The organism is Roseinatronobacter bogoriensis DSM 18756 (assembly GCF_004366635.1).
In the GTDB taxonomy this organism is placed as follows: Bacteria; Pseudomonadota; Alphaproteobacteria; order Rhodobacterales; family Rhodobacteraceae; genus Roseinatronobacter; species Roseinatronobacter bogoriensis.
In genome coordinates, this window is record NZ_SORN01000001.1 from 775,187 (window position 1) to 794,862 (window position 19,676).

Consider the following 19,676-nt stretch of genomic DNA (forward strand, 5'->3'; position numbering starts at 1 on the left):
CCGCGTCAGGCCGGGCGCGCGAAATGTGCAACCTTTCGACATTCAGACTGATCGTTCATTATGCCCCCACCCCTGATCGACCAGATTTTTCGAATGCCGCGCAGGCGCAGTCTTGATATGCCGCCAGCGCTTGACCGGCTTGCAAGCCCTGTGATCTGGATGCTTTGCGACCAGCCGCGCGCGGCGCAGGTCTTGTCGGCCCTGTCTGAAACACTGTTGCAACGGGCACCGGGCTTCACTGTGCTGCTCAGCTATCCAGAGGGGGCCGAAGAACCGCCCGATCTGCCCGGCCGTGTCTGTATGGCCCTGCCTTTCGACGAACCGGAAATCGTCAGCCGACTTCTGGCGCGTCACCGCGTGGCCGCTGTGCTGATCGTGGCGCAGGATATCCCGGCGGGTGTGATTACGGCCTTGGGGCGAGAGGGTGTTCCTGTCATCCTTGCCGAAGCGGATGCCCCGCGCTTTGCGTCGCGCTGGGGGCGCGTACCCGGGTTTGCCCGCGCGGTTCTTGGACATATCTCGACAGTGTGCCTGCCGAGCGAGGGTGCGCGTTCTGCATGGCGCGAAGCCGGGATGTCAAATGCTGCCCTTATTTCTTGCGGGCGGCTATCGGCTACGCCCGTTGCGCTGGGGTGCAATGAATCCGAACGCGAGGAACTTGCCGAGAACTTCCGTCATCGCACGGTATGGTTGGCCGCAGGTGTGCCCGAACGCGAAGAAGAGGCGGTTCGTGCCGCCCATCGTGAAGCATTGCGCGAAAGCCACCGGCTGGCCCTTATCCTGCATCCTGCCGACCCCATGCGCGGCCCTGTCCTGCGTGACATGTTTTCCGAGCATTTCATCACGGCCTTGCGTTCGGAAGATGATCAGATCTCACCGGAAACCCAAGTCTATATCGCCGATACTGACGGCGAGCGCGGCCTATGGTACCGGCTGGCGGTTGCATGTTTTCAGGGCGGCACCCTTGGCGGCGAGGGGGCCTGCTACAGCCCGATGGAAGCAGCGGGCTTGGGCTGCGCGATTGTGCATGGCCGCATGTTCGGGCGCTTCTCAGAGCCGTTTGATCTGTTGCGCGAAGCCCGCGCGACCCGGATGATCCAAAGCGCGGATGCCCTTGGATCGGCCATCTGCACAGCCTTGCGGCCGGAACAGGCCGCAGATCAGGCGCATCGCGCGTGGCAGGTCATCTCAAACGGGTCAGAGGCGACCGATACCGTTATCAATGCCGTGTTGTCCGCTGCCGCACGCGAGGAGGCAAGCTGATGCGTGCACCCGCCTTCTGGTTTACCGCACCTGACCGCCCTGCCTTGCGCGCGCGCCTTCTGGCCCCATTGGCCGCACTTTATGCGCAAGCAACTGCACGGCGCGTGGCGCGTCCGCCCGCCTATCGCCCGCCTGTTCCTGTTATCTGTGTGGGCAACCTGAACGCAGGCGGCACAGGCAAAACCCCTACCGTCATTGCACTTGTGCAGATGCTTCAGGCAATGGGCCATCAGCCGCATGTCATCTCGCGCGGGTATGGGGGGCGGTTGACAGGCCCCGTCAGTGTTGACGCGCGGACCCATAGCGCCGCCGATGTGGGCGACGAGCCATTGTTGATGGCAGCCTTCGCCCCTGTCTGGGTGGCGCAGGACCGCGCTGTGGCGGCGCAGCAGGCCGTTGGTGCGGGGGCCGAGGTGTTGGTTATGGATGACGGCTTCCAGAACCCGGCGCTGGCCAAAGACCTGTCGCTGATCGTGGTCGATGCAGCGATTGGGTTCGGCAATGCCCGCGTTTTGCCAGCCGGGCCTTTGCGCGAACCCGTGACGGTCGGGCTGGCGCGTGCAGATATGATCGTCAGTATCGGTGCGCCAGAGATGCAGCGCCGTTTCGATAGGGCCTATGCCTCTGACTGCTTGCCCATCCTGCGTGCGCAACTGCACCCGCTGCAAATGGGGATGCGCTGGCAAGGGCTGCGCGTTCTGGCTTTCGCGGGGATTGGCCGCCCCGAGAAGTTTTTTGCCACCCTGCGCGCCGAAGGGGTAGAGTTGCTGCGCGCCGAAGCCCTTAGCGACCACCAACCCTTGACCGATGCGCTGATGGCGCGGCTGGAATTGGAGGCAAAAGCGCTGGGCGCGCAACTTGTCACCACGGAAAAAGATGCCGTGCGCCTGCCTGCCAGCTTCCGTATGAAAGTGCTGACCATGCCTGTCAGGTTGGAATTTGATGACCCGACGCCACTTTCCGAACGACTAGGCGCATTGATGGCTGCGCGCACGCAGCACTAGGGCAGGGGCATGTATGCCCCTGCTGTTGTTCGGCCCGGTCACACGCTTAGGCAGATATATTTCATCTCCAAATAGTCGTCGATGCCGTGATGCGATCCTTCGCGGCCCAGACCCGATTGCTTGACCCCGCCAAAAGGGGCCACTTCGGAAGAGATCAGGCCGGTATTCACGCCGACAATCCCGTATTCCAGCGCTTCCTGAACCCGCGTGATGCGGCCAATGTCGCGGGCGTAAAAATAGCAGGCCAGACCAAAGATCGTGTCATTGGCATGGGCAATGACCTCTTCCTCCGTGTCGAAGCGGAACAGGGGGGCCATCGGACCAAAGGTTTCTTCCTGCGCGACCTTCATGTCTTGGGTCACACCCGTCAGAACGGTCGGCTCGAAGAAAGTGCCGCCATTGCCATGCCTGCGCCCGCCGGTCAGCACCTGTCCGCCCTTGGCGACGATATCGCTGATATGATCCTCGATCTTTGTGACCGCCTCTTCATTGATCAAGGGGCCAAGGTCGCTGCCCTCTGCCAGCCCGTCGCCGACATTCAGTTTTTCGACCGCCGCTTTCAGTTTCTGGGCGAAGGCGTCATAGATTCCGGCTTGCACATAGATGCGGTTGGCGCAGACACAGGTCTGCCCGTTATTGCGATATTTCGACATCATCGCGCCTTGGACGGCGGCATCCAGATCGGCATCGTCAAACACGATGAAAGGCGCGTTACCCCCCAATTCCATTGAACATTTCATCACCTGATCGGCTGATTGGCGCAGCAGGATCCGGCCCACTTCGGTACTGCCGGTAAATGTCAGTTTCCGAACAATCGGGTTTTCACAGAACTCCTTGCCTATATCCGACGCGCGGCTGGATGTGATAACCGACAACACGCCCGTGGGCACGCCCGCACGTTCCGCCAGAACCGCCATTGCCAGCGCGGAAAGCGGCGTTTCAGCCGCCGGGCGCGCGACGAAGCCGCAGCCCACCGCCAGTGCCGGGGCCACCTTGCGCGCGATCATCGCATTGGGGAAATTCCACGGCGTGATCGAGGCCGCAACCCCGATGGGCTGGCGGATGACGCTGATGCGCTTGTCAGGCTGGTGGCCGGGGATGGTTTCGCCATATACGCGCTTGGCCTCTTCGCCGAACCATTCAACGAAGCTTGCGCCGTAGGCAATCTCGCCGCGTGCTTCGGCCAGGGGCTTGCCCATCTCGGCCGTCAGGATCAGCGCCAGATCTTCCTGATTTTCCATCATCAGCTCATACCATTTGCGCAACACGGCCGCGCGGTCCTTGCCGGTGCGCGCGGCCCAGTCGCGGCGCGCCGTGTCGGCGGCGGCAATGGCGCGTGCAGTCTCGGCCCGGCCCAGATCGGCCACTTTCGCAATAACATCGCCGCGCGCGGGGTTGATGACATCGAATGTCGCGCCATCATCTGCGCCCACCCATTCACCCGCCAGATAGGCGCGGGTTTCCAGCAAGGAGGGGTCCTTCAGGCGTGATTTCAGGTCGGTCGATTGATGGTCAAGCATATGTTCTCCTTGGCTTTTGAAGATGCCCGCGCGGTCCTGAACGCAGAGCAGTAAAGGTGGGGCACGGTTGCAGTACCGCGCGCGTTGGCCTCAAACGTCTGACTAGCGCGTTTCAAGGCGCGTGTCACCCATGCGCAATGCTCCTGCAAAGCAAGAGGATCTTAATGTTCAACTGTCAGACTGCACTCTGGTTCCAATTGGGTGAGGGGCTGCGACATGCGTGGCGATGATATGGGCTTGGCACAGGTTGCCGATACACCGCAATTCTATGCGGATCTTGTGATGCGCCATTCCTCGGACGCCGTGATCATCTCGGACCCGGAGCGCAAGGCGCTTTGGGTCAATCCTGCATTCACATCGCAGACAGGTTACGGGGTTGACGATATTGCCGGAAAGGAACCCGGCTCGGTGCTTCAGGGCCGCGATACGGATGCAGATACAGCGCGTCTGATCGAAGCGGCCTGTGCGCAGCGCCGCGAAATCAGGGTGGATATTCTGAATTACACCAAATCCGGTGCGGCCTTCTGGGTCGATCTGAGGGTGACGCCTGTCTACGATTCGACGGGGCGGCATACGCATTTCATCTCGACCATGCGCGACATCACAGAACGCAAGATGCTGGAAGATCAGAACGAGGAAATGCGCCATGCCGAAGCCTTGCGCCAGTCCGAGCGTCAGTTGCTGGCCCTGACCAGTGAATGGCTGTATTCGGCCAAATCCTTTGACGAATTGTTGATGGTCATCAAGCGCGCCATGCATACCCTCATCCCCGAGGCAGATGGCGCGCTCTATGTCTATGATGCGTCCCGCACCATGCTTGAACTTGTCGCATCCTGGGGCACATTGCCCAGCTTTGCCGGTCATATCCTGCCCGATGACTGCTGGGCCCTGCGCCGTGGCCGCGCCTATGCGTTCGGCCTCAAACCGATCGAATTTGTGTGTGATCATGTCAAAAAGCCCGGCACGCCCTATTTCTGCCTGCCGATCATCGCGCATGGTGAAACCATAGGGCTGATGCATATCGTGTTCGATGGGTTCGAAGAGGGCGGCTTAATGCGCCATATGCGCAATGACGTCCTGCGCAACCGTTGGGATATTTCGCTGATCTGCGCCGAGCAGATCAGCCTTGCCGTGGCCAATGTGCGCTTGCGTCAGGAATTGCAGGAAAAATCCCTGCGCGACGCGCTGACAGGGCTTTGGAACAGGCGCTGGTTCATGGAAAACGCCCTGCGAGAGGTCGCAATGGCAGAGCGTGACGGGCACCACCTGGCGCTTGTTTCGCTGGATGTCGATCATTTCAAACAATTCAACGACACTTATGGTCACGAAACGGGCGATATGGTCCTGAAGGAAGTGGCACAGGTGATGATGGCCCAGTCTGACAAGGCCGTTGCGCCGTGCAGGCTTGGGGGAGAGGAGTTTATCCTGCTGTGCCTTGACCACGATGAGGATGCGGCCATCGCGCTGGCAGAGCGGGTGCGCGTCATGATTTCTGAAATCCCACTCACGGTATCAGGGCAGGTGCTGTCAGGGGTCACGGTTTCCGCCGGCATTGGATTGCGCGGTCGCGATGGCACATCGCTGGAAGAAATCATGAAGGCCTCTGACATGGCGCTCTATCGGGCCAAGGCAGAGGGGCGAAATCGTGTCGTGTCACAGTCCGGCCCGCAGGAGCGGGTTGAACAGACCTAACAGCACAAGACCGCCCTGCTGCATAAATCGGCAGGCCCACACCCTAAGGCGCAAGCGCTTGCCCTGAAAAGGACAATTTGCGCTGTGCCAAATTGACTTCCTTGCCAAATCCACATATCGACACCACGGTCGGCGCAGAGGGTCGGCGTCATGAAACGGCATACAAGATGGACGGTGGTTCCAGTCGGGTGCGCATAACGCATTCGGGGCAGCACAAAAGACAAATTCAGCGCGAGATACGAGCTGCTGGCAGGGCATAGGCCCGCAAGCGCCCCCCTCGCGCCAAGGCACAGGGGTTGGCCATGACACAACACGCACCGCTCAGCGATATTCGGTTTGACCCTGAATCCGAGGGCGCTGGCTTTGACGCCGCCTTCATCGCGATTGAGGTTGCGCGCCTGCTGCATGAAGGGCAGACCGATGCGATCCGAGAGTTTCTGGAAAGTCAGGAACTTGCCGACATTGCTGCCCTGATTGATGAACTGAACGACGGCGATGATCTGGACGTTTTGCGTCTGTTGCCCTTGCACGATCAGGCGGAAATGCTGGGCTATCTGCGCCCGCGCGCGCAGGTCGATCTGGCAACCCGTATTCCACGGCGCGAACTGGTCGCCCTGATGACCGCCATGAGCCATGACGAGCGCGCGGACCTTTTCAAGCAGCTTGATGAGGAAGCGCAGGAAGCAATTCTGCCCGCCCTGTCCAAGGCCGAGCGTGAAGATCTGCGTCGCCTTGCCGCCTATGAAGAATGGACCGTTGGTTCGGTCATGACTTCGGATTATGCGGTGCTGAAGCCCGAGATGACCACCAGTCAGGCAATCGAGGCACTTCGCGCGCAGGCGATCGAGGCCGAAACGATTTACTATGCCTATATCATCGACGAGGCGCGCGCCCTGATCGGGGTGGTCAGTCTGCGCGACCTGCTGACCGCGCGGCCCCGCCAGCAGGTGGCCGAGATCATGGATACCGAACCTGTCTGGGTTCGCGCCGATGACGAACAGGAAGAAGCCGCGCGCCTTGTCGCCCGCTATGACTTGCTGGCGCTGCCTGTGCTGGACAACAGTGATCGCCTTGTCGGCATCGTGACCGCCGATGACGCGATGGACGTCACCGAAGAAGAGGTGACCGAGGATTTCTACAAAAGCTCGATCGTGCAACCGCTGGAAATGTCGGTGGCCGATGCCTCTATCGCACTGCTCTATCGCGCGCGCATCTTCTGGCTGGTGCTGCTGGTCTTTGGCAATATCTTTTCGGGTGCGGGCATTGCCTATTTCGAAGACACGATTGCAGCGCATCTTTCGCTTCTGTTCTTCCTGCCACTCCTGATCGCGTCTGGCGGCAATGCAGGGACGCAATCGGCCACCTTGATGGTGCGCGCGCTGGCCACAGGCGATGTGCGCCCGGCCGATTTTGGCCGCCTGCTGTCGCGCGAAGTGCTGATTGCGTTGGCGCTGGGCCTGACCATGGCGCTGGCTGTGTCACTGATCGGCGTCTGGCGGGGCGGGCCGGAAATCGCGCTGGTGGTTGCGCTGGCAATGGTCACCATCGTGCTGATGGGGGCGCTGATCGGCATGTGTCTGCCCTTTATTTTCGCCAAGATCGACCGCGACCCCGCTGCCGCATCTGGCCCGCTTGTGACATCCATCGCCGATGTGCTGGGCGTGATCATTTACTTTACCATCGCCGCGCGCCTGCTGGAACTCTAGGCGGCTTGCAATCCGGGGGGGGATTGGCTAACTGACCCCGCACGAATTGGTGGCACAAAGGGCAGATTATGGACGCTATTGCAGAGCTTCGCGGCAAATATCTGGACCAGATCGCCGCCGTCGCCGATATCGACGCGCTTGAAACAGTACGGCTGGCCGCACTGGGTAAAAAGGGCGAGATCAGCCTCAAGATGCGCGAGCTGGGCCAGATGGATGCCGAGGCGCGCCAGCAGGTCGGCCCTGCCCTGAATGGCCTGAAATCCGAGATTGATGCCGCGCTGAAGGCGCGCCGCGCCGGGCTGGAAGATGCGATTCTTGATGCGCGGCTTCAGGCGGAATGGCTGGATGTTACCCTGCCGGGCCGCCCCCGCCCGACGGGCACGATCCATCCCATCTCGCAGGTCATGGATGAATTGACGGCCATCTTTGCCGATATGGGCTTCGCGGTCGCCGAAGGCCCACAGATCGAATCCGATTGGTATAATTTCGACGCGCTCAACATCGCGCCGGAACATCCCGCGCGCCAAGAACATGACACATTCTTCATGCACCGTGCCGATTGTGACAACCGCCCGCCACATGTGCTGCGCACCCATACCAGCCCCGTTCAGATCCGCGCCATGCAGGCTCAGGGCGCACCGATCCGCGTCATCGCGCCGGGCCGCGTTTACCGGATGGATATGGACCAGACCCACACGCCCATGTTCCATCAGGTCGAAGGTCTGGCGATTGACCGCGACATCTCCATGGCGCAACTGAAATGGACGCTGGAAGAATTCTGCCGCGCCTTTTTCGAGGTTGACGAAGTCGAGTTGCGCTTCCGTGCCTCGCATTTTCCCTTCACCGAACCCTCAGCCGAAGTGGATATCCGCTGCTCCTGGGAAGGCGGCCAGCTCAAGATCGGCGAGGGCAAAGACTGGCTTGAAATCCTCGGCTCTGGCATGGTGCATCCGCAAGTGCTGCGTGCGGGCGGGATTGATCCCGATCAATGGCAGGGCTTTGCATTCGGTCTGGGAATCGACCGGATTGCGATGCTGAAATACGGTATTCCAGATCTGCGCGCGTTTTTCGAATCTGATCTGCGTTGGCTGCGCCATTACGGTTTCGCAGCACTGGACCAACCAGCTTTGGCCGCAGGGCTCAGCCGCTGATCCTTTCACTCTTGCCCAAATATCCACGGGGTTTCTCAAGGGGGCGTGGCCCCCTTGAGGCGGGTAGTTTGAAGGGCGGCAGCCCTTCAAGCCCCCCAATGAAAAGGCCCCCGCCAAAGCAGGGGCCTTATCTATTCCAGTCACACAGGATTACATGCTGTAATACATCGCATATTCGACCGGGTGCGGGGTATGCTCGTAGGCATAGACCTCTTCCCATTTCAGGTCAATATAGGCTAGGATCTGGTCTTTCGTGAACACGTCACCGGCCAAAAGGAAGTCGTGGTCAGCCGCAAGCGATTCCAGCGCTTCGCGCAAGGATGCGCAAACAGTTGGGATACCTTCGAGTTCCTCTGGTGGAAGGTCGTACAAATCCTTATCCGATGCAGGGCCCGGATCGATTTTGTTCTTGATCCCGTCAAGGCCAGCCATAAGCAGCGCCGAGAAGGCGAGATAGGGGTTGGCAACCGGGTCAGGGAAGCGGGCTTCGACGCGCTTTGCCTTGGGGCTTTCAGTCCACGGAATACGAATGCAGCCAGAGCGGTTGCGGGCCGAATAGGCGCGCAGCACAGGCGCTTCAAAACCAGGGATCAGGCGCTTGTAGCTGTTGGTTGACGGGTTGGTGAAGGCATTCAGCGATTTGGCATGTTTCAGAATGCCGCCAATGAACCACAGCGCTTCCTGGCTCAGATCGGCATATTTGTCCCCTGCAAACAGCGGCTTACCATCTTTCCAGATCGACATGTTCACATGCATGCCTGTGCCGTTGTCACCTTTGACAGGCTTGGGCATGAAGGTTGCCGTCTTGCCATAGGCATCGGCCACATTGCGCACGACATATTTGTATTTCATGATCTCGTCAGCCTGCTTGGTCAGCGAGCTGAAGATCAGGCCAAGTTCATGCTGGGCAGAGGCAACCTCGGTGTGGTGCTTGTCCACCTTCATGCCCATGTCTTTCATGGTGGTCAGCATTTCCGAGCGCATGTCCTGATTGGCGTCAATCGGGTTCATGGCAAAGTAGTGACCCTTGACGCCGGGGCGGTGGCCCATATTGCCAGTGTCATAGTCGCTGTCTGTGTTCCAAGCGGCTTCTTCGGCATCCACCTCGAAGCTGACCTTGTTGATCTTGTCGCTGAACTTGACATTGTCAAAGACAAAGAATTCCGCTTCCGGCCCGAAATAGGATACATCACCAATCCCGGTGGATTTCAGATAGGCTTCGGCCTTTTCTGCTGTCCCGCGCGGGTCACGCTCATAAGGTTCATTCGTGTCCGGCTCTACGATTGAGGCGTGGATTGCTAGCGTTTTTTCTGCATAGAACGGGTCGATATAGACCGAGTCCAGATCGAAAACCAGTTTCATATCAGATGCTTCGATCCCCTTCCAGCCGGGAACGGAAGAGCCGTCAAACATGAAGCCTTCTTCAAGAAAATCTTCATCGACCAGATCATTGATGATTGTCACATGCAGCATACGGCCGCGCGGGTCGACAAAGCGGATGTCCAGATAGGCGACATCTTCGTCTTTCATAAGTTTGAGAACGTCAGCAGAACTCATGTCTCTTTCCTCTTGGTTTTGGAACTGTTTTCAGAGCGAAAGCCCCGGAATGACTGTTGGTTAAAGGGCGTCGTCGCCACTTTCGCCGGTGCGGATGCGGATTGCTTGCTCGACGGTCGACACAAATATCTTGCCATCGCCGATCTTATCGGTGCGCGCAGCGGCCACGATGGCCTCTACAGCGTCGTCCACCTGCTCATCAGGCAACACCACCTCGACCTTCACCTTGGGCAGAAAATCGACAACATATTCGGCCCCGCGATACAGTTCTGTATGGCCTTTTTGCCGACCGAAACCCTTGACTTCGATGACAGACAGGCCCTGAACACCAATGTCCTGCAAGGCTTCCTTCACCTCATCCAGCTTGAAAGGCTTGATGATGGCCTCGATCTTCTTCATTCCCTCGCTCCCGTATTACTGCCAGCCGCATCGCCGGTCTGATGCGTTCAGATCATTTCCATCTTTGCGCGACAATCTGATAGGGTATTCGCTGTGCGTGGCGCATCAAGGAAAAGCCAAAAAAGATTAAAAAATGTGCAAAAAGCACAGAAAGAGGGCGGTTTTGAATCGAGGAATAATTCAAGATGACTGAAATTCTGACATCTGCACAAATGCGCGCCATCGAAACCGCACAAATCGAGTCGGGCAGCGTAACCGGGCTGGAATTGATGGAGCGTGCAGGGCGCGGTGTCGTCGCCGCGATGTTTGCCCAGTGGCCAGAATTTGAGCAAGGCCCGCATCGCCGCGCGCTGGTGCTATGTGGGCCGGGCAATAATGGTGGGGACGGTTTTGTTATTGCGCGGCTGCTGCATGAGCGCGGCTGGCTGGTGGATGTGTTTCTTTATGGCGCACCGGAAAAACTGCCACCAGATGCGCGGCACGTATATGAGCGCTGGATTGACTCGGGCAGGGCGGGACTGGTGGCGCGGCTTTCAATGCCGGTGCCTAAACAGGAAGAGGTCAAAGCGCTTGATATGGCGACCCGGACGACCAGCGGCGCGACCGGCCCTGAGCTGATCGTGGATGCGCTGTTCGGGACGGGACTTAGCAGGCCGATCACGGCCTTGGGCAAAAGCCTTGAAGCGTTGCAGATCAACGAAGCCGCGCAAGCGTGCAGTCAGCGGCCATACGTGGTTGCAGTAGATATTCCGTCGGGGCTTTGTGCCGATTCGGGGCGCATTCTGGGCGGCAGGGATGGTGTTGCCATAAGCGCGGATCTGACGGTGGCTTTTCACGCACGGAAACCGGGGCATGTTCTGGCTGAGGGGGGTGAGCGGTGTGGCAAGGTCGTGGTGGCAGATATTGGGCTTGAAAGCGGCTCGAACCAAAGCCAGCGTGCTTTGGCTGATCTACATGGCATTGATTTCACAAAAGGCGGGGCGCAGTTGGCGCGCATGATTTCGGCCCTCGCTGGTGCCGACAGCCTGTATCCCAAGCTATGCAAATCTGCGGGTCACAAATACACCCATGGCCATGCCCTGATTCTGTCTGGCGGCCCGGGTCGTGGCGGTGCTGCACGGCTTGCCGCGCGCGCTGCGCTGCGAAGCGGCTCGGGGCTTGTGACCGTCGGCTGCCCGCCCGATGCAGTGCCAGAGAATGCGGCCCGGCTTGACGCGGTGATGCTCTGCCCGCTTGAGGATGCGCAGGCGCTTGCGCATACGCTGGAAGATACGCGTATCAATGCGCTTTGTCTTGGCCCCGGCCTTGGACTGGGCACGCGCGAAGGCGCGCTTGTCGCCGCTGCGCTGACGGCGGGGCGCGCGACAGTGTTTGACGCCGATGCGTTAACGCTGATTGCGGGTGATCCGGCGCTCTTTGCTGCGCTGCATGACCGCTGCGTGCTGACCCCCCATGCCGGAGAGTTCGCCCGTCTGTTCCCTGACCTTGCTGAACGTCTGCACGCCCCGGCGGTCGAAGGCCCCGCATATTCCAAGCTGGACGCGGCCCGCGATGCTGCTGCCCGCTCTGGGTGCACGGTTCTGATCAAGGGGCCGGACACAGTGATCTCAACGCCAGACGGGCGCGCCTGCATCAATGCGGCGGTCGGTGAGCGCGCCGCACCCTGGCTGGCCACAGCAGGGTCAGGCGATGTGCTGGCAGGATTGGTGGCAGGTCTGTTGGCGCGCGGGTTGCCGCCCTTCGATGCGGCGCAAACGGCGGCCTATCTGCATGTCGAAGCGGCGATTGCTTTTGGGCCCGGCCTTATTGCCGAGGACTTGCCGGAAATCCTGCCAAAAGTCTTGCAACGCTTAGGCGCCTGACCCGCTGATCATTGTGGTGATACCGTCTGCCGTGATGATCGTGTCATCATCAAAGGCAAGCTCGAACAGTGTCACCGGGCAATCTGCGTGATGCAGGTTCACACCGTCCACCAGTCTTGACGCCGGGCTAAGGGCAGGGGCCGAAAACAGGATTTCCGTGCGCCAGTCGCAGACCCCCAACTTTTGCCCCGCGCCGACAACCAGCGCGCGGTCCAGTCGGCCGGGCGCAAGCCCCAAACCAAAGGCCGAAGGCTCGACCCGGACAACCTCTGCCGGTGCCGCCCGATATGTACGGATGCCGCGCAGCTCCACCATACGGTTTTGCGTATCCAGCAGCAGATCACCTGCCACCAGCCGCGAGACAGCGCGCAAGCCGAAAATCGTGCGCAGAACCGTTTCACCCGCAAACCCCTGCGGGCCCGGATGTGTCAGAGCAGGTTTGAATTTCCCGGGTGCTTTCAGCGGCGGGGCAAGTGAAATGCTCTCTGCAAACATCAATCGAATCTCCTTTAGAGCCTCTTACCGAGAAAGTATGACGACATGGTAAACGCGCGCAGGTTAAGTACTGTTTCTATATGGACGACAATGCCAAAGGAATTGGGCAAGAACTGGGCACAAAAATGGCCTGAATAATTGGGGGCGCTTCGTTTTTACCCTCGCATCTGTCGGACGGGTTTGATAGGAACCGCCCTAGATGCGGGTGTGGCGAAATTGGCAGACGCACCAGATTTAGGTTCTGGCGCCGCAAGGCGTGGGGGTTCAAGTCCCTCCACCCGCACCATCTTGTAATTTTAATGGTTCAGTCTGGTACCCTGATGTGACGGGGGCAAGCAGGGTGTGTGTGCCGTATTGCCCTCAGCAGACGCTTGCGACATGTCGGGAATTTTTTACCACCGACCAACGTCACAGACCGCTTGAAAAAGCGCTATGCGGTATGATTCGCAACTTCACCGCTCAGGCAAAACAAGAAACAGCCCACACTCCGCGCGGAATGTGGGCTTTTCCTGTCACGAGAACTGGTGCGTCAGTTGCGGTCTTTGTCGACCATTTTGGACGCGCCGATCCACGGCATCATGGCGCGCAGTTTTGCGCCAACCTGCTCGATCTGATGCTCGTCATTGATCCGGCGTGTGGCCTTGAAGAAGGGCTGGCCAACGGCGTTTTCCTGCATGAAATCACGAACGAACTTGCCCTGCTGGATGTCGGTCAAAACGGCCTTCATGCGCGCTTTCGTCTCGTCATAGGGCAGAATGCGCGGGCCGCTGACATATTCGCCATACTCAGCCGTGTTCGAGATCGAGTAATTCATGTTGGCGATGCCGCCTTCATAGATCAGGTCCACGATCAGCTTCACTTCATGCAGACACTCGAAATAGGCCATTTCCGGCTCGTAGCCTGCCTCGACCAGCGTCTCGAAGCCCATACGGATCAGCTCGACCAGACCACCACAGAGCACAGCCTGTTCGCCGAACAGGTCGGTTTCACATTCCTGCCGGAAATTGGTTTCAATAATGCCCGAACGCCCGCCACCAATGGCCGAGCAATAGGACAGGCCGATTTCCATCGCCTTGCCGGTCGCGTCCTGATGCACCGCCACAAGGCAGGGCACGCCGCCGCCTTTGGTGTATTCGCCGCGTACGGTGTGGCCGGGGCCTTTGGGCGCCATCATGATCACGTCAACGCCGGGTTTCGGCTCGATCAATCCGAAATGCACGTTCAGCCCATGCGCAAAGGCAATCGCCGCGCCCTCGCGCAGATTGTCATGCACATATTTCTTGTATGTTTCTGCCTGCAACTCGTCAGGCATGGTGAACATGATGACATCGCACCAGGCGGCAGCCTCGGCAATGCCCATGACCTTCAGGCCCTCAGCTTCGCATTTCTTGGCGCTGGCGGACCCTTCGCGCAGGGCAACAACAACATTCTTTGCCCCCGAATCGCGCAGGTTCAGCGCATGGGCATGGCCCTGGCTGCCATAGCCCAGAATGGCGACTTTCTTGTCCTTGATCAGGTTCACATCGCAATCGCGATCATAATAGACGCGCATCTGCCGTCCCTCCTTGGTTGAACTTCATGTGGCGCAGTATACGGAAAAGACGCTGTAAATCGTTTCAATCCTCGCGGATATATGCAATAAAACGTAATAACTATTCGTAAAATTTGTAAATACGCAAGAAACATGCAGATAGACGATACAGACAGACGCCTCTTGCGCCAACTGATGGCCGCACCGGATGCCAGCACCGCAGAAGTGGCCGATCGCGCGGGCCTGACCGAGGCGACCTGCTGGCGTCGTCTTGAACGGCTGCGCGCGCGCGGCATCCTGCGCGCAAGACGCGCGGTCATCGACTGGCGCGCGCTGGGTTGGCAGGTCGAGGTCAGCCTGCGCATCACCCTGGACAAAACCAATCCGCGCGCTTTCGATGAATTCATCACCGCCGCCCGCGCAGTCCCGGAAGTGCTGGAAATCCAGACATTCCTCGGGCGGGTCGATGTTCGTCTCAATGTCATTGCGCGCGACATGACCCACTATCAGCAAATCTACCGCGACCGCATCTTGCCCTTGCCGCATATCGCCGATCTGGAGGCCCTGATGCACCTTTCCGATATCAAATCAGACGCAAGCCTGCCGATATGATCATTTTCTTGCTTCAAATACTCATCAAGCCGTCAACGGGCGCCGGGGCAGACCTTAGAGCGCGCACGCAGACCAAGGGGCAGCGATGATTGATCTGGATGAAACCGACCGCGCCTTGCTGCGCGCATTGGCACTGGATTCCACGCAAAGCGCAGGCGCGCTAGGCCGCCGTCTTGGCCTGAGTCAGCCCGCAACATGGCGCCGCCTCAGGCGCTTGCGCGAAGACGGCGCGATTGCCCGCGAACGGCTGGACCTTGACCTGTCGGCGCTCGGTTTTGGTGTCACCGTCTTTCTGGGGATCAGCCTTGCCGCCAAGGGGCGCGTCAGTCTGGCCGATTTTGAACGCGCAGTGTCCGCCATTCCCGAAGTGCAGACCGTGCAGCATGTTCTGGGCCTCTATGATTACCGCCTGCGCGTTGTCGCCCGCGACCTGTCGGATTTCGAGCGCGTTTTGCGACGGCGCATCATGACATTGCCGGGGGTCGGTGCGGTGGATGCCAATGTCCTGCTCAGTGAAGAACGCTTGCCCGGCCCATTGTGAGTGATTGACCTCTGCGCCCGCATTGGGCAAGAGACAGGTCATGTTGATCTATAAAATCTTTCGCCGTGCTGAATGGAATGATCTGGTCACACAGGGTCAGACATCGGGCGCGCCTGTCGATCTGGCCGATGGCTATATTCACTTCTCGACCGCGCAGCAGGTCATGGAGACTGCGGCCAAACATTTTGCGGGTGAGAGTGATCTTGTTCTGGTCGCCTGCGACGCTACGGCGCTTGGGGCAGAGCTGAAATGGGAACCTTCGCGCGGGGGCGCGTTATTCCCGCATCTCTATCGCGCGCTGCATCATGCCGATATTACATGGGACACATCGCTGCCCCTCGGGGTCAGTGGCCATATTTTCCCAGAGGGTCTGGTATGAGTTTCCTTGAAAAAGCCGGTATGTCTGTTTTGCGCAGTTTTGACCCCGAAACCGCGCATGGCTTGGCGCTCAAGGCGCTGCAAGCCGGACTTGCGCCTGTTGGGCAGCCTGTTGACTCTCCGCGCTTGCGCACACGGCTGGCGGGGCTTGATCTGCCAAATCCGGTGGGGCTGGCAGCGGGGTTCGACAAGAACGCGCAGGCGCTGAAGGGCCTTGCGCGGGCAGGGTTCGGATTTGTCGAAGTCGGTGCCGCAACCCCCCGCCCGCAAGAGGGAAACCCGCGACCGCGCCTGTTCCGCCTGCCAGAGGATCGCGCCGTCATCAACCGTTTCGGTTTCAATAATGAAGGCGCGGATCGTATCGTCCAGCGCCTTGCATTGCGTCCCAAAGACATGATCCTTGGGTTGAACCTTGGGGCCAACAAGGACAGTGCCGACCGCGCGGATGATTTCGCCGAAGTGCTGCGCCTGTGCGGCGCGCATCTGGATTTTGCGACAGTCAATGTCTCGTCACCCAATACCGAGGCACTGCGCGATTTGCAGGGCGCAGAGGCGCTTGCCGCGCTTTTGCAAGGTGTGATGCAGGCCCGCGCTGGACTTGCGCGGAAAATCCCGGTTTTTCTGAAAATCGCCCCCGATCTGACCGAAGCAGAGATTGGCGAGATAGCGCAGGTGGCGCAAGCCGCCGGTGTGGATACAATTATCGCAACAAACACCACAATCACGCGCGAAGGTTTGAAAAGTGCAAGTTTTTCGGAAAAAGGCGGGCTTTCTGGTGCGCCATTGTTCGAAAAGTCTACGCGCGTTCTGGCGCGCCTGTCCCATCTGACCGATGGAAAAATGCCTCTCATAGGGGTTGGTGGGGTTGGTTCTGCTGAACAGGCCTATGCCAAGATATGCGCCGGGGCATCTGCAGTGCAGCTTTATTCCGCGCTGGTCTATGAAGGGCTGTCGCTGGTCGAACGGATCAATCGGGGCCTTTTGGAATTGCTGGACCGCGATGGCCACGCAACGCTGTCGGACGCGATTGGCACAGCGCGCGGCACGTGGCTGTAAGCCCCGGTTTTGTCCCTTCACGCAAGTCAGACACAGGCCTGGTTCGGAACCGCTAGCCTCCCGCAGCCCCCACACGCCGTTCCAGCCGTGGATAAAGCACGCCAAGAAACACCCCGCGCAGCACATTAAGCACGATAAGCGCCATCCACAGGCCGTGATTGCCAAAAACCGGCACCGCCAGCCAGATGACCAGCCCGTAAATGGCAACGGCCAGAATGACTGTGTTGCGCATCTCGCGCGTGCCGGTGGCGCCGATGAAAATGCCGTCCAGCATATAGGCCGCCAGCCCCAGCACCGACAACACCACCACATAGGGCAGGAAAACCCGCGCCGCGGCCCGCACATCGGTATCGGTCGCCATCAGGTCTATCACCCACGGTCCCGCGCCCCAGAACCCCAGCGCCATCACCATCGCCGCCCCAAAGGCCCAGATCGAGGCGCGGATGCTGGCTTGCCGCATCAAACCCACAGAGCGCGCGCCCACGGCTTGCCCGACCAGCGCTTCGGCGGCAAAGGCAAATCCGTCCAGTGCATAAGCAGTGATCATCAGGAATTGCCACAATATCTGATTGCCCGCCAATTCCACATCACCAAACCCGGCCGAGGTGAACAGAAACCCTGTCATAGCGGCCTGCAAGGCAATCGTGCGCAGCATGATGTCGGAATTGACCACCCACATCCGTTTCAGCCGCACCCGGTCGAAAACGCGTGCCCTATCGCGCCATTGCGCGCCTGCAAAGGCCGCGCGGCACAGCCATAACCCAAGCGCCAGCGCGGTCAGTTCTGCGATCAATGTGGCAATCGCCACCCCCTGCACACCCCAGCCAAGCCCCAGCACGAACCACAGGTCCAGCACGATATTCAGCCCGTTCATCCACAGTTGCAGCACCAGCACCCCGCGCGTGCGTTCGGTCGCGATCAACCAGCCATTCACGGCATAAAGCGCAATCGTAGCCGGTGCGCCCCAGATGCGGATGCTCAGATACTGGCGCGCCAGCCCCTCGACCTCTGGGCTTGCAGGGGCAATGCGAAAGGCCCCTTCCATGATCAGCACTTGCCCCAGCACCATGACAAGGCCTGCCACCAGCCCGATCATGACCCCGCGCGTCAGAATGGCCCCGCTTTCCGCCAGATCGCCCGCGCCTGTGGCCTGTGCGACCAACCCGGTCGTGCCCATGCGCAGAAAGCCGAAAATCCAGTAGATCGAGGCCAGAATAATCGCGCCCAAACCCACAGCGCCAATCGGGGCTGCGGCCCCCATCTGGCCCACGACGCCCGTATCCACCGCCCCCAGAATGGGCACCGACAGATTGGCCAGCACAATGGGAATGGCAATTTTCAGAATGCGCCGGTCGGTCAGCGCCTGTGGTTTAGCCGTCATTGCGTTGTGGCATCAGGAAATGACCTGTCGCCTGCGCGAATAGCCGCGCGCGATTATCCTGCCACGCCTCGACATGCACAGACGCATAGCGCCTGCCAGAACGGTTGACCCGCGCGCGGGCATAGGCATCGCGCGGCAGGCCGGTGCGCAGATAATCTACTGTGAAATCAATTGTCTTGGGCAAGCGCGGCAGGTTTTCGGCCATGCTTTCGGGTGACAGGCGGCCGGATTCCAGCTCATCCCACAGCATTGCCCAGCTCAGCTCGATAATGGCCGCAACCTCCAAAAAGGATGCAATCACCCCGCCATGCAGCGCTGGCAACACCGGGTTGCCGATCAGCTTTTCATCATAGGGCAACACAGCCGTCAATTCGTCACCATGCCGCTCAAAGGCTATGCCCAGAAACCCGGCATAGGGCACGGCATTGACCAGCGTGGTCAGGGCAGTATCGCGGCGGTGCTTGACTTGCTGGACGGGTTCAGGGCGTTTCATGCGCTGCCCTCCTTGCGATCAAAGGTAAAGGCCCCGGTCGCAGTCGCAACAGGGTTCTCAGAATCCTCATCATGGGCTGTGGCGCGCACAAAGGCAACGCGGCGCGTCACATGATAGCATTGCGCGCGCGCCGTAATCCGCTGGCCCGGGGTTGCCGCGCGCATGTAATCTATGCGCAGGTCAATCGTCGCCGTGGTCAGCGCGCCGGGGTAGGACATGACGGCGGCCCCCCCGCAGGTATCCATCAGCGCCGAAACGGCACCACCATGAATCACTCCCGTCGCCGGGTCGCCGATAAAACGCGCGTCCCAAAGCATGGAGATCTGCGCCTCACCAGCGCCAATCTGCTCTAGCTGCATACCAAGCGCGCGGGCAAAGGGCAGGGCATTGATGAAATCAGTCGTGTCAGGCTTGCTCATGTCGGGGCCATCTGGTTGCCGGATGGCGCCTTTCTGCGCCCGAACAGGGGGGATTTGCAAGTGCGCCTGTCAAAATTGCATCTTGCCCGAAGGCCGCGTAGCATTATCCCCTACGCCAAGGAGCACCGGAATGACGACTGACACGCGATTGACCTTCAAAGAAATGTGCGCGCAGTTTGATGTGACGCCGCGCACCTTGCGCTATTATGAATATATCGAATTGCTAAGCCCCGAGAAAGAAGGTCGGAACCGCTTCTACACTCCGCGCGAAGTCGCGCGCATGACGCTGATCATGCGCGGTAGGCGCTTCGGCTTCAGTCTGGAAGAAATCCGCCAATGGCTGGAAATCTACCAGAAGGAAGGGACCGAACCGCAATTGCGCGCCTGGCTGGACATGGCCGACCGACAACTGGTGGCCCTGCGCCTTCAGGCCGAGGAATTGGAACAAACCATAGCCGATCTGGAAAAACTGCGCCGCGAGGCTTCGGAATTGCTTCCCCCCACAGGTTAAACGTCACGTCATAAACTGCCGTGACGCTGCGTTTAACTTTACGTGCGCGTCAACTTCAGTATACCAATGTACATGTAACCGCCCGCCACAGGTGCGGCGTCATGT

The 19,676-nt window shown here is 59.6% G+C and carries 19 protein-coding genes and 1 tRNA gene; 12 read left to right on the forward strand and 8 right to left on the reverse strand.

Going from position 1 to position 19,676, the window contains the following annotated elements; translation table 11 throughout:
- Positions 1 to 60 precede the first annotated feature (60 nt).
- Positions 61 to 1,263, forward strand: coding sequence for a 3-deoxy-D-manno-octulosonic acid transferase (locus EV660_RS03520; protein WP_071481378.1), 1,203 nt, complete (start codon positions 61 to 63; stop codon positions 1,261 to 1,263).
- Positions 1,263 to 2,267 (forward strand): tetraacyldisaccharide 4'-kinase, encoded by a 1,005-nt coding sequence (gene lpxK, locus EV660_RS03525; protein WP_071481377.1) that lies wholly within the window; start codon positions 1,263 to 1,265, stop codon positions 2,265 to 2,267. The genes EV660_RS03520 and lpxK overlap by 1 nt, the downstream gene beginning before the upstream one ends.
- Positions 2,268 to 2,305: 38 nt before the next feature.
- Here the strand turns inward: lpxK and EV660_RS03530 are convergent, their stop codons facing one another.
- Positions 2,306 to 3,787: an NAD-dependent succinate-semialdehyde dehydrogenase gene (locus EV660_RS03530; protein WP_071481376.1), complete on the reverse strand. Its 1,482-nt coding sequence runs from the start codon at positions 3,785 to 3,787 to the stop codon at positions 2,306 to 2,308.
- Positions 3,788 to 4,003: 216 nt separating this feature from the next.
- Here EV660_RS03530 and EV660_RS03535 point away from each other — a divergent pair, with 216 nt between their 5' ends.
- The 3 genes from EV660_RS03535 to pheS all read left to right on the forward strand — a co-directional run bounded on the left by EV660_RS03535 (position 4,004) and on the right by pheS (position 8,336).
- Positions 4,004 to 5,479, forward strand: coding sequence for a bifunctional diguanylate cyclase/phosphodiesterase (locus tag EV660_RS03535; protein ID WP_071481375.1), 1,476 nt, complete (start codon positions 4,004 to 4,006; stop codon positions 5,477 to 5,479).
- Between the two features lie 302 nt (positions 5,480 to 5,781).
- On the forward strand, positions 5,782 to 7,185 hold the full coding sequence (gene mgtE, locus EV660_RS03540) for a magnesium transporter (protein ID WP_084634976.1): 1,404 nt from the start codon (positions 5,782 to 5,784) through the stop codon (positions 7,183 to 7,185).
- Between the two features lie 68 nt (positions 7,186 to 7,253).
- Positions 7,254 to 8,336: a phenylalanine--tRNA ligase subunit alpha gene (gene pheS / locus EV660_RS03545; protein ID WP_071481374.1), complete on the forward strand. Its 1,083-nt coding sequence runs from the start codon at positions 7,254 to 7,256 to the stop codon at positions 8,334 to 8,336.
- Positions 8,337 to 8,486: 150 nt separating this feature from the next.
- Here pheS and glnA read toward each other — a convergent pair whose 3' ends face one another.
- A complete protein-coding gene (gene glnA, locus EV660_RS03550) occupies positions 8,487 to 9,893 on the reverse strand; it encodes a type I glutamate--ammonia ligase (RefSeq protein ID WP_071481373.1) in 1,407 nt (468 codons plus the stop codon).
- 60 nt (positions 9,894 to 9,953) lie between these two features.
- Positions 9,954 to 10,292, reverse strand: coding sequence for a P-II family nitrogen regulator (locus EV660_RS03555; protein ID WP_071481372.1), 339 nt, complete (start codon positions 10,290 to 10,292; stop codon positions 9,954 to 9,956).
- A 185-nt stretch (positions 10,293 to 10,477) separates the two neighbouring features.
- On the opposite strand from EV660_RS03555, the gene EV660_RS03560 reads away from it, so the two are divergent.
- Entirely contained in the window at positions 10,478 to 12,154 is a 1,677-nt protein-coding gene (locus tag EV660_RS03560; protein ID WP_071481371.1) for an NAD(P)H-hydrate dehydratase, read from the forward strand.
- Here the strand turns inward: EV660_RS03560 and EV660_RS03565 are convergent.
- Positions 12,143 to 12,649 carry a Hint domain-containing protein gene (locus EV660_RS03565; RefSeq protein WP_071481370.1) on the reverse strand — a complete coding sequence of 169 codons (507 nt, stop codon included), beginning with the start codon at positions 12,647 to 12,649 and terminating at the stop codon, positions 12,143 to 12,145. The genes EV660_RS03560 and EV660_RS03565 overlap by 12 nt on opposite strands.
- Before the next feature lie 201 nt (positions 12,650 to 12,850).
- Between EV660_RS03565 and EV660_RS03570 the strand changes: the two genes are divergently transcribed.
- Positions 12,851 to 12,935, forward strand: a tRNA-Leu gene (locus EV660_RS03570).
- A 243-nt stretch (positions 12,936 to 13,178) separates the two neighbouring features.
- On the opposite strand, the gene ilvC is transcribed toward EV660_RS03570, so the two are convergent.
- Positions 13,179 to 14,201, reverse strand: a complete 1,023-nt coding sequence (ilvC, locus tag EV660_RS03575; protein WP_071481369.1) for a ketol-acid reductoisomerase — start codon at positions 14,199 to 14,201, stop codon at positions 13,179 to 13,181.
- A gap of 132 nt (positions 14,202 to 14,333) precedes the next feature.
- On the opposite strand from ilvC, the gene EV660_RS03580 reads away from it, so the two are divergent.
- The 4 genes from EV660_RS03580 (at position 14,334) to EV660_RS03595 (ending at position 16,767) form a co-directional block, all read left to right on the forward strand.
- Entirely contained in the window at positions 14,334 to 14,792 is a 459-nt protein-coding gene (locus tag EV660_RS03580) for an Lrp/AsnC family transcriptional regulator (protein WP_071481368.1), read from the forward strand.
- Positions 14,793 to 14,877: 85 nt separating this feature from the next.
- Entirely contained in the window at positions 14,878 to 15,333 is a 456-nt protein-coding gene (locus tag EV660_RS03585; protein ID WP_071481367.1) for an Lrp/AsnC family transcriptional regulator, read from the forward strand.
- Between the two features lie 40 nt (positions 15,334 to 15,373).
- Positions 15,374 to 15,712 carry a DUF952 domain-containing protein gene (locus EV660_RS03590; protein ID WP_071481366.1) on the forward strand — a complete coding sequence of 113 codons (339 nt, stop codon included), beginning with the start codon at positions 15,374 to 15,376 and terminating at the stop codon, positions 15,710 to 15,712.
- The gene (locus EV660_RS03595) at positions 15,709 to 16,767 is read left to right on the forward strand and encodes a quinone-dependent dihydroorotate dehydrogenase (protein ID WP_071481365.1); all 1,059 of its coding nucleotides are present in this window, start codon (positions 15,709 to 15,711) and stop codon (positions 16,765 to 16,767) included. Before EV660_RS03590 ends, EV660_RS03595 begins: the two co-directional genes overlap by 4 nt.
- Positions 16,768 to 16,819: 52 nt before the next feature.
- Here the strand turns inward: EV660_RS03595 and EV660_RS03600 are convergent, their stop codons facing one another.
- From EV660_RS03600 to EV660_RS03610, 3 genes are read right to left on the reverse strand one after another with little or no spacing between them, the layout of a single operon-like run.
- A complete protein-coding gene (locus tag EV660_RS03600; protein ID WP_071481364.1) occupies positions 16,820 to 18,148 on the reverse strand; it encodes an MATE family efflux transporter in 1,329 nt (442 codons plus the stop codon).
- The gene (locus EV660_RS03605) at positions 18,138 to 18,641 is read right to left on the reverse strand and encodes a PaaI family thioesterase (protein WP_071481363.1); all 504 of its coding nucleotides are present in this window, start codon (positions 18,639 to 18,641) and stop codon (positions 18,138 to 18,140) included. The genes EV660_RS03600 and EV660_RS03605 overlap by 11 nt, the downstream gene beginning before the upstream one ends.
- Positions 18,638 to 19,060, reverse strand: coding sequence for a PaaI family thioesterase (locus EV660_RS03610; protein ID WP_071482244.1), 423 nt, complete (start codon positions 19,058 to 19,060; stop codon positions 18,638 to 18,640). Before EV660_RS03610 ends, EV660_RS03605 begins: the two co-directional genes overlap by 4 nt.
- A 130-nt stretch (positions 19,061 to 19,190) precedes the next feature.
- Between EV660_RS03610 and EV660_RS03615 the strand changes: the two genes are divergently transcribed.
- A complete protein-coding gene (locus EV660_RS03615; RefSeq protein WP_071481362.1) occupies positions 19,191 to 19,571 on the forward strand; it encodes a MerR family transcriptional regulator in 381 nt (126 codons plus the stop codon).
- The last annotated feature ends 105 nt before the right edge of the window (positions 19,572 to 19,676 follow it).

What these genes read in the sequence shown, in the direction of transcription:
- lpxK (WP_071481377.1), top strand. Translation starts at nt 1,263, where the DNA reads ATGCGTGCACCCGCCTTCTGGTTTACCGCACCTGACCGCCCTGCCTTG.
- pheS (WP_071481374.1), top strand. Translation starts at nt 7,254, where the DNA reads ATGGACGCTATTGCAGAGCTTCGCGGCAAATATCTGGACCAGATCGCC.
- EV660_RS03585 (WP_071481367.1), top strand. Translation starts at nt 14,878, where the DNA reads ATGATTGATCTGGATGAAACCGACCGCGCCTTGCTGCGCGCATTGGCA.
- EV660_RS03555 (WP_071481372.1), bottom strand. Translation starts at nt 10,292, where the DNA reads ATGAAGAAGATCGAGGCCATCATCAAGCCTTTCAAGCTGGATGAGGTG.
- EV660_RS03565 (WP_071481370.1), bottom strand. Translation starts at nt 12,649, where the DNA reads ATGTTTGCAGAGAGCATTTCACTTGCCCCGCCGCTGAAAGCACCCGGG.
- EV660_RS03590 (WP_071481366.1), top strand. Translation starts at nt 15,374, where the DNA reads ATGTTGATCTATAAAATCTTTCGCCGTGCTGAATGGAATGATCTGGTC.
- EV660_RS03600 (WP_071481364.1), bottom strand. Translation starts at nt 18,148, where the DNA reads ATGACGGCTAAACCACAGGCGCTGACCGACCGGCGCATTCTGAAAATT.
- EV660_RS03595 (WP_071481365.1), top strand. Translation starts at nt 15,709, where the DNA reads ATGAGTTTCCTTGAAAAAGCCGGTATGTCTGTTTTGCGCAGTTTTGAC.
- EV660_RS03580 (WP_071481368.1), top strand. Translation starts at nt 14,334, where the DNA reads ATGCAGATAGACGATACAGACAGACGCCTCTTGCGCCAACTGATGGCC.
- ilvC (WP_071481369.1), bottom strand. Translation starts at nt 14,201, where the DNA reads ATGCGCGTCTATTATGATCGCGATTGCGATGTGAACCTGATCAAGGAC.
- EV660_RS03615 (WP_071481362.1), top strand. Translation starts at nt 19,191, where the DNA reads ATGACGACTGACACGCGATTGACCTTCAAAGAAATGTGCGCGCAGTTT.
- EV660_RS03560 (WP_071481371.1), top strand. Translation starts at nt 10,478, where the DNA reads ATGACTGAAATTCTGACATCTGCACAAATGCGCGCCATCGAAACCGCA.
- EV660_RS03535 (WP_071481375.1), top strand. Translation starts at nt 4,004, where the DNA reads ATGCGTGGCGATGATATGGGCTTGGCACAGGTTGCCGATACACCGCAA.
- EV660_RS03605 (WP_071481363.1), bottom strand. Translation starts at nt 18,641, where the DNA reads ATGAAACGCCCTGAACCCGTCCAGCAAGTCAAGCACCGCCGCGATACT.
- mgtE (WP_084634976.1), top strand. Translation starts at nt 5,782, where the DNA reads ATGACACAACACGCACCGCTCAGCGATATTCGGTTTGACCCTGAATCC.
- glnA (WP_071481373.1), bottom strand. Translation starts at nt 9,893, where the DNA reads ATGAGTTCTGCTGACGTTCTCAAACTTATGAAAGACGAAGATGTCGCC.
- EV660_RS03610 (WP_071482244.1), bottom strand. Translation starts at nt 19,060, where the DNA reads ATGAGCAAGCCTGACACGACTGATTTCATCAATGCCCTGCCCTTTGCC.
- EV660_RS03520 (WP_071481378.1), top strand. Translation starts at nt 61, where the DNA reads ATGCCCCCACCCCTGATCGACCAGATTTTTCGAATGCCGCGCAGGCGC.
- EV660_RS03530 (WP_071481376.1), bottom strand. Translation starts at nt 3,787, where the DNA reads ATGCTTGACCATCAATCGACCGACCTGAAATCACGCCTGAAGGACCCC.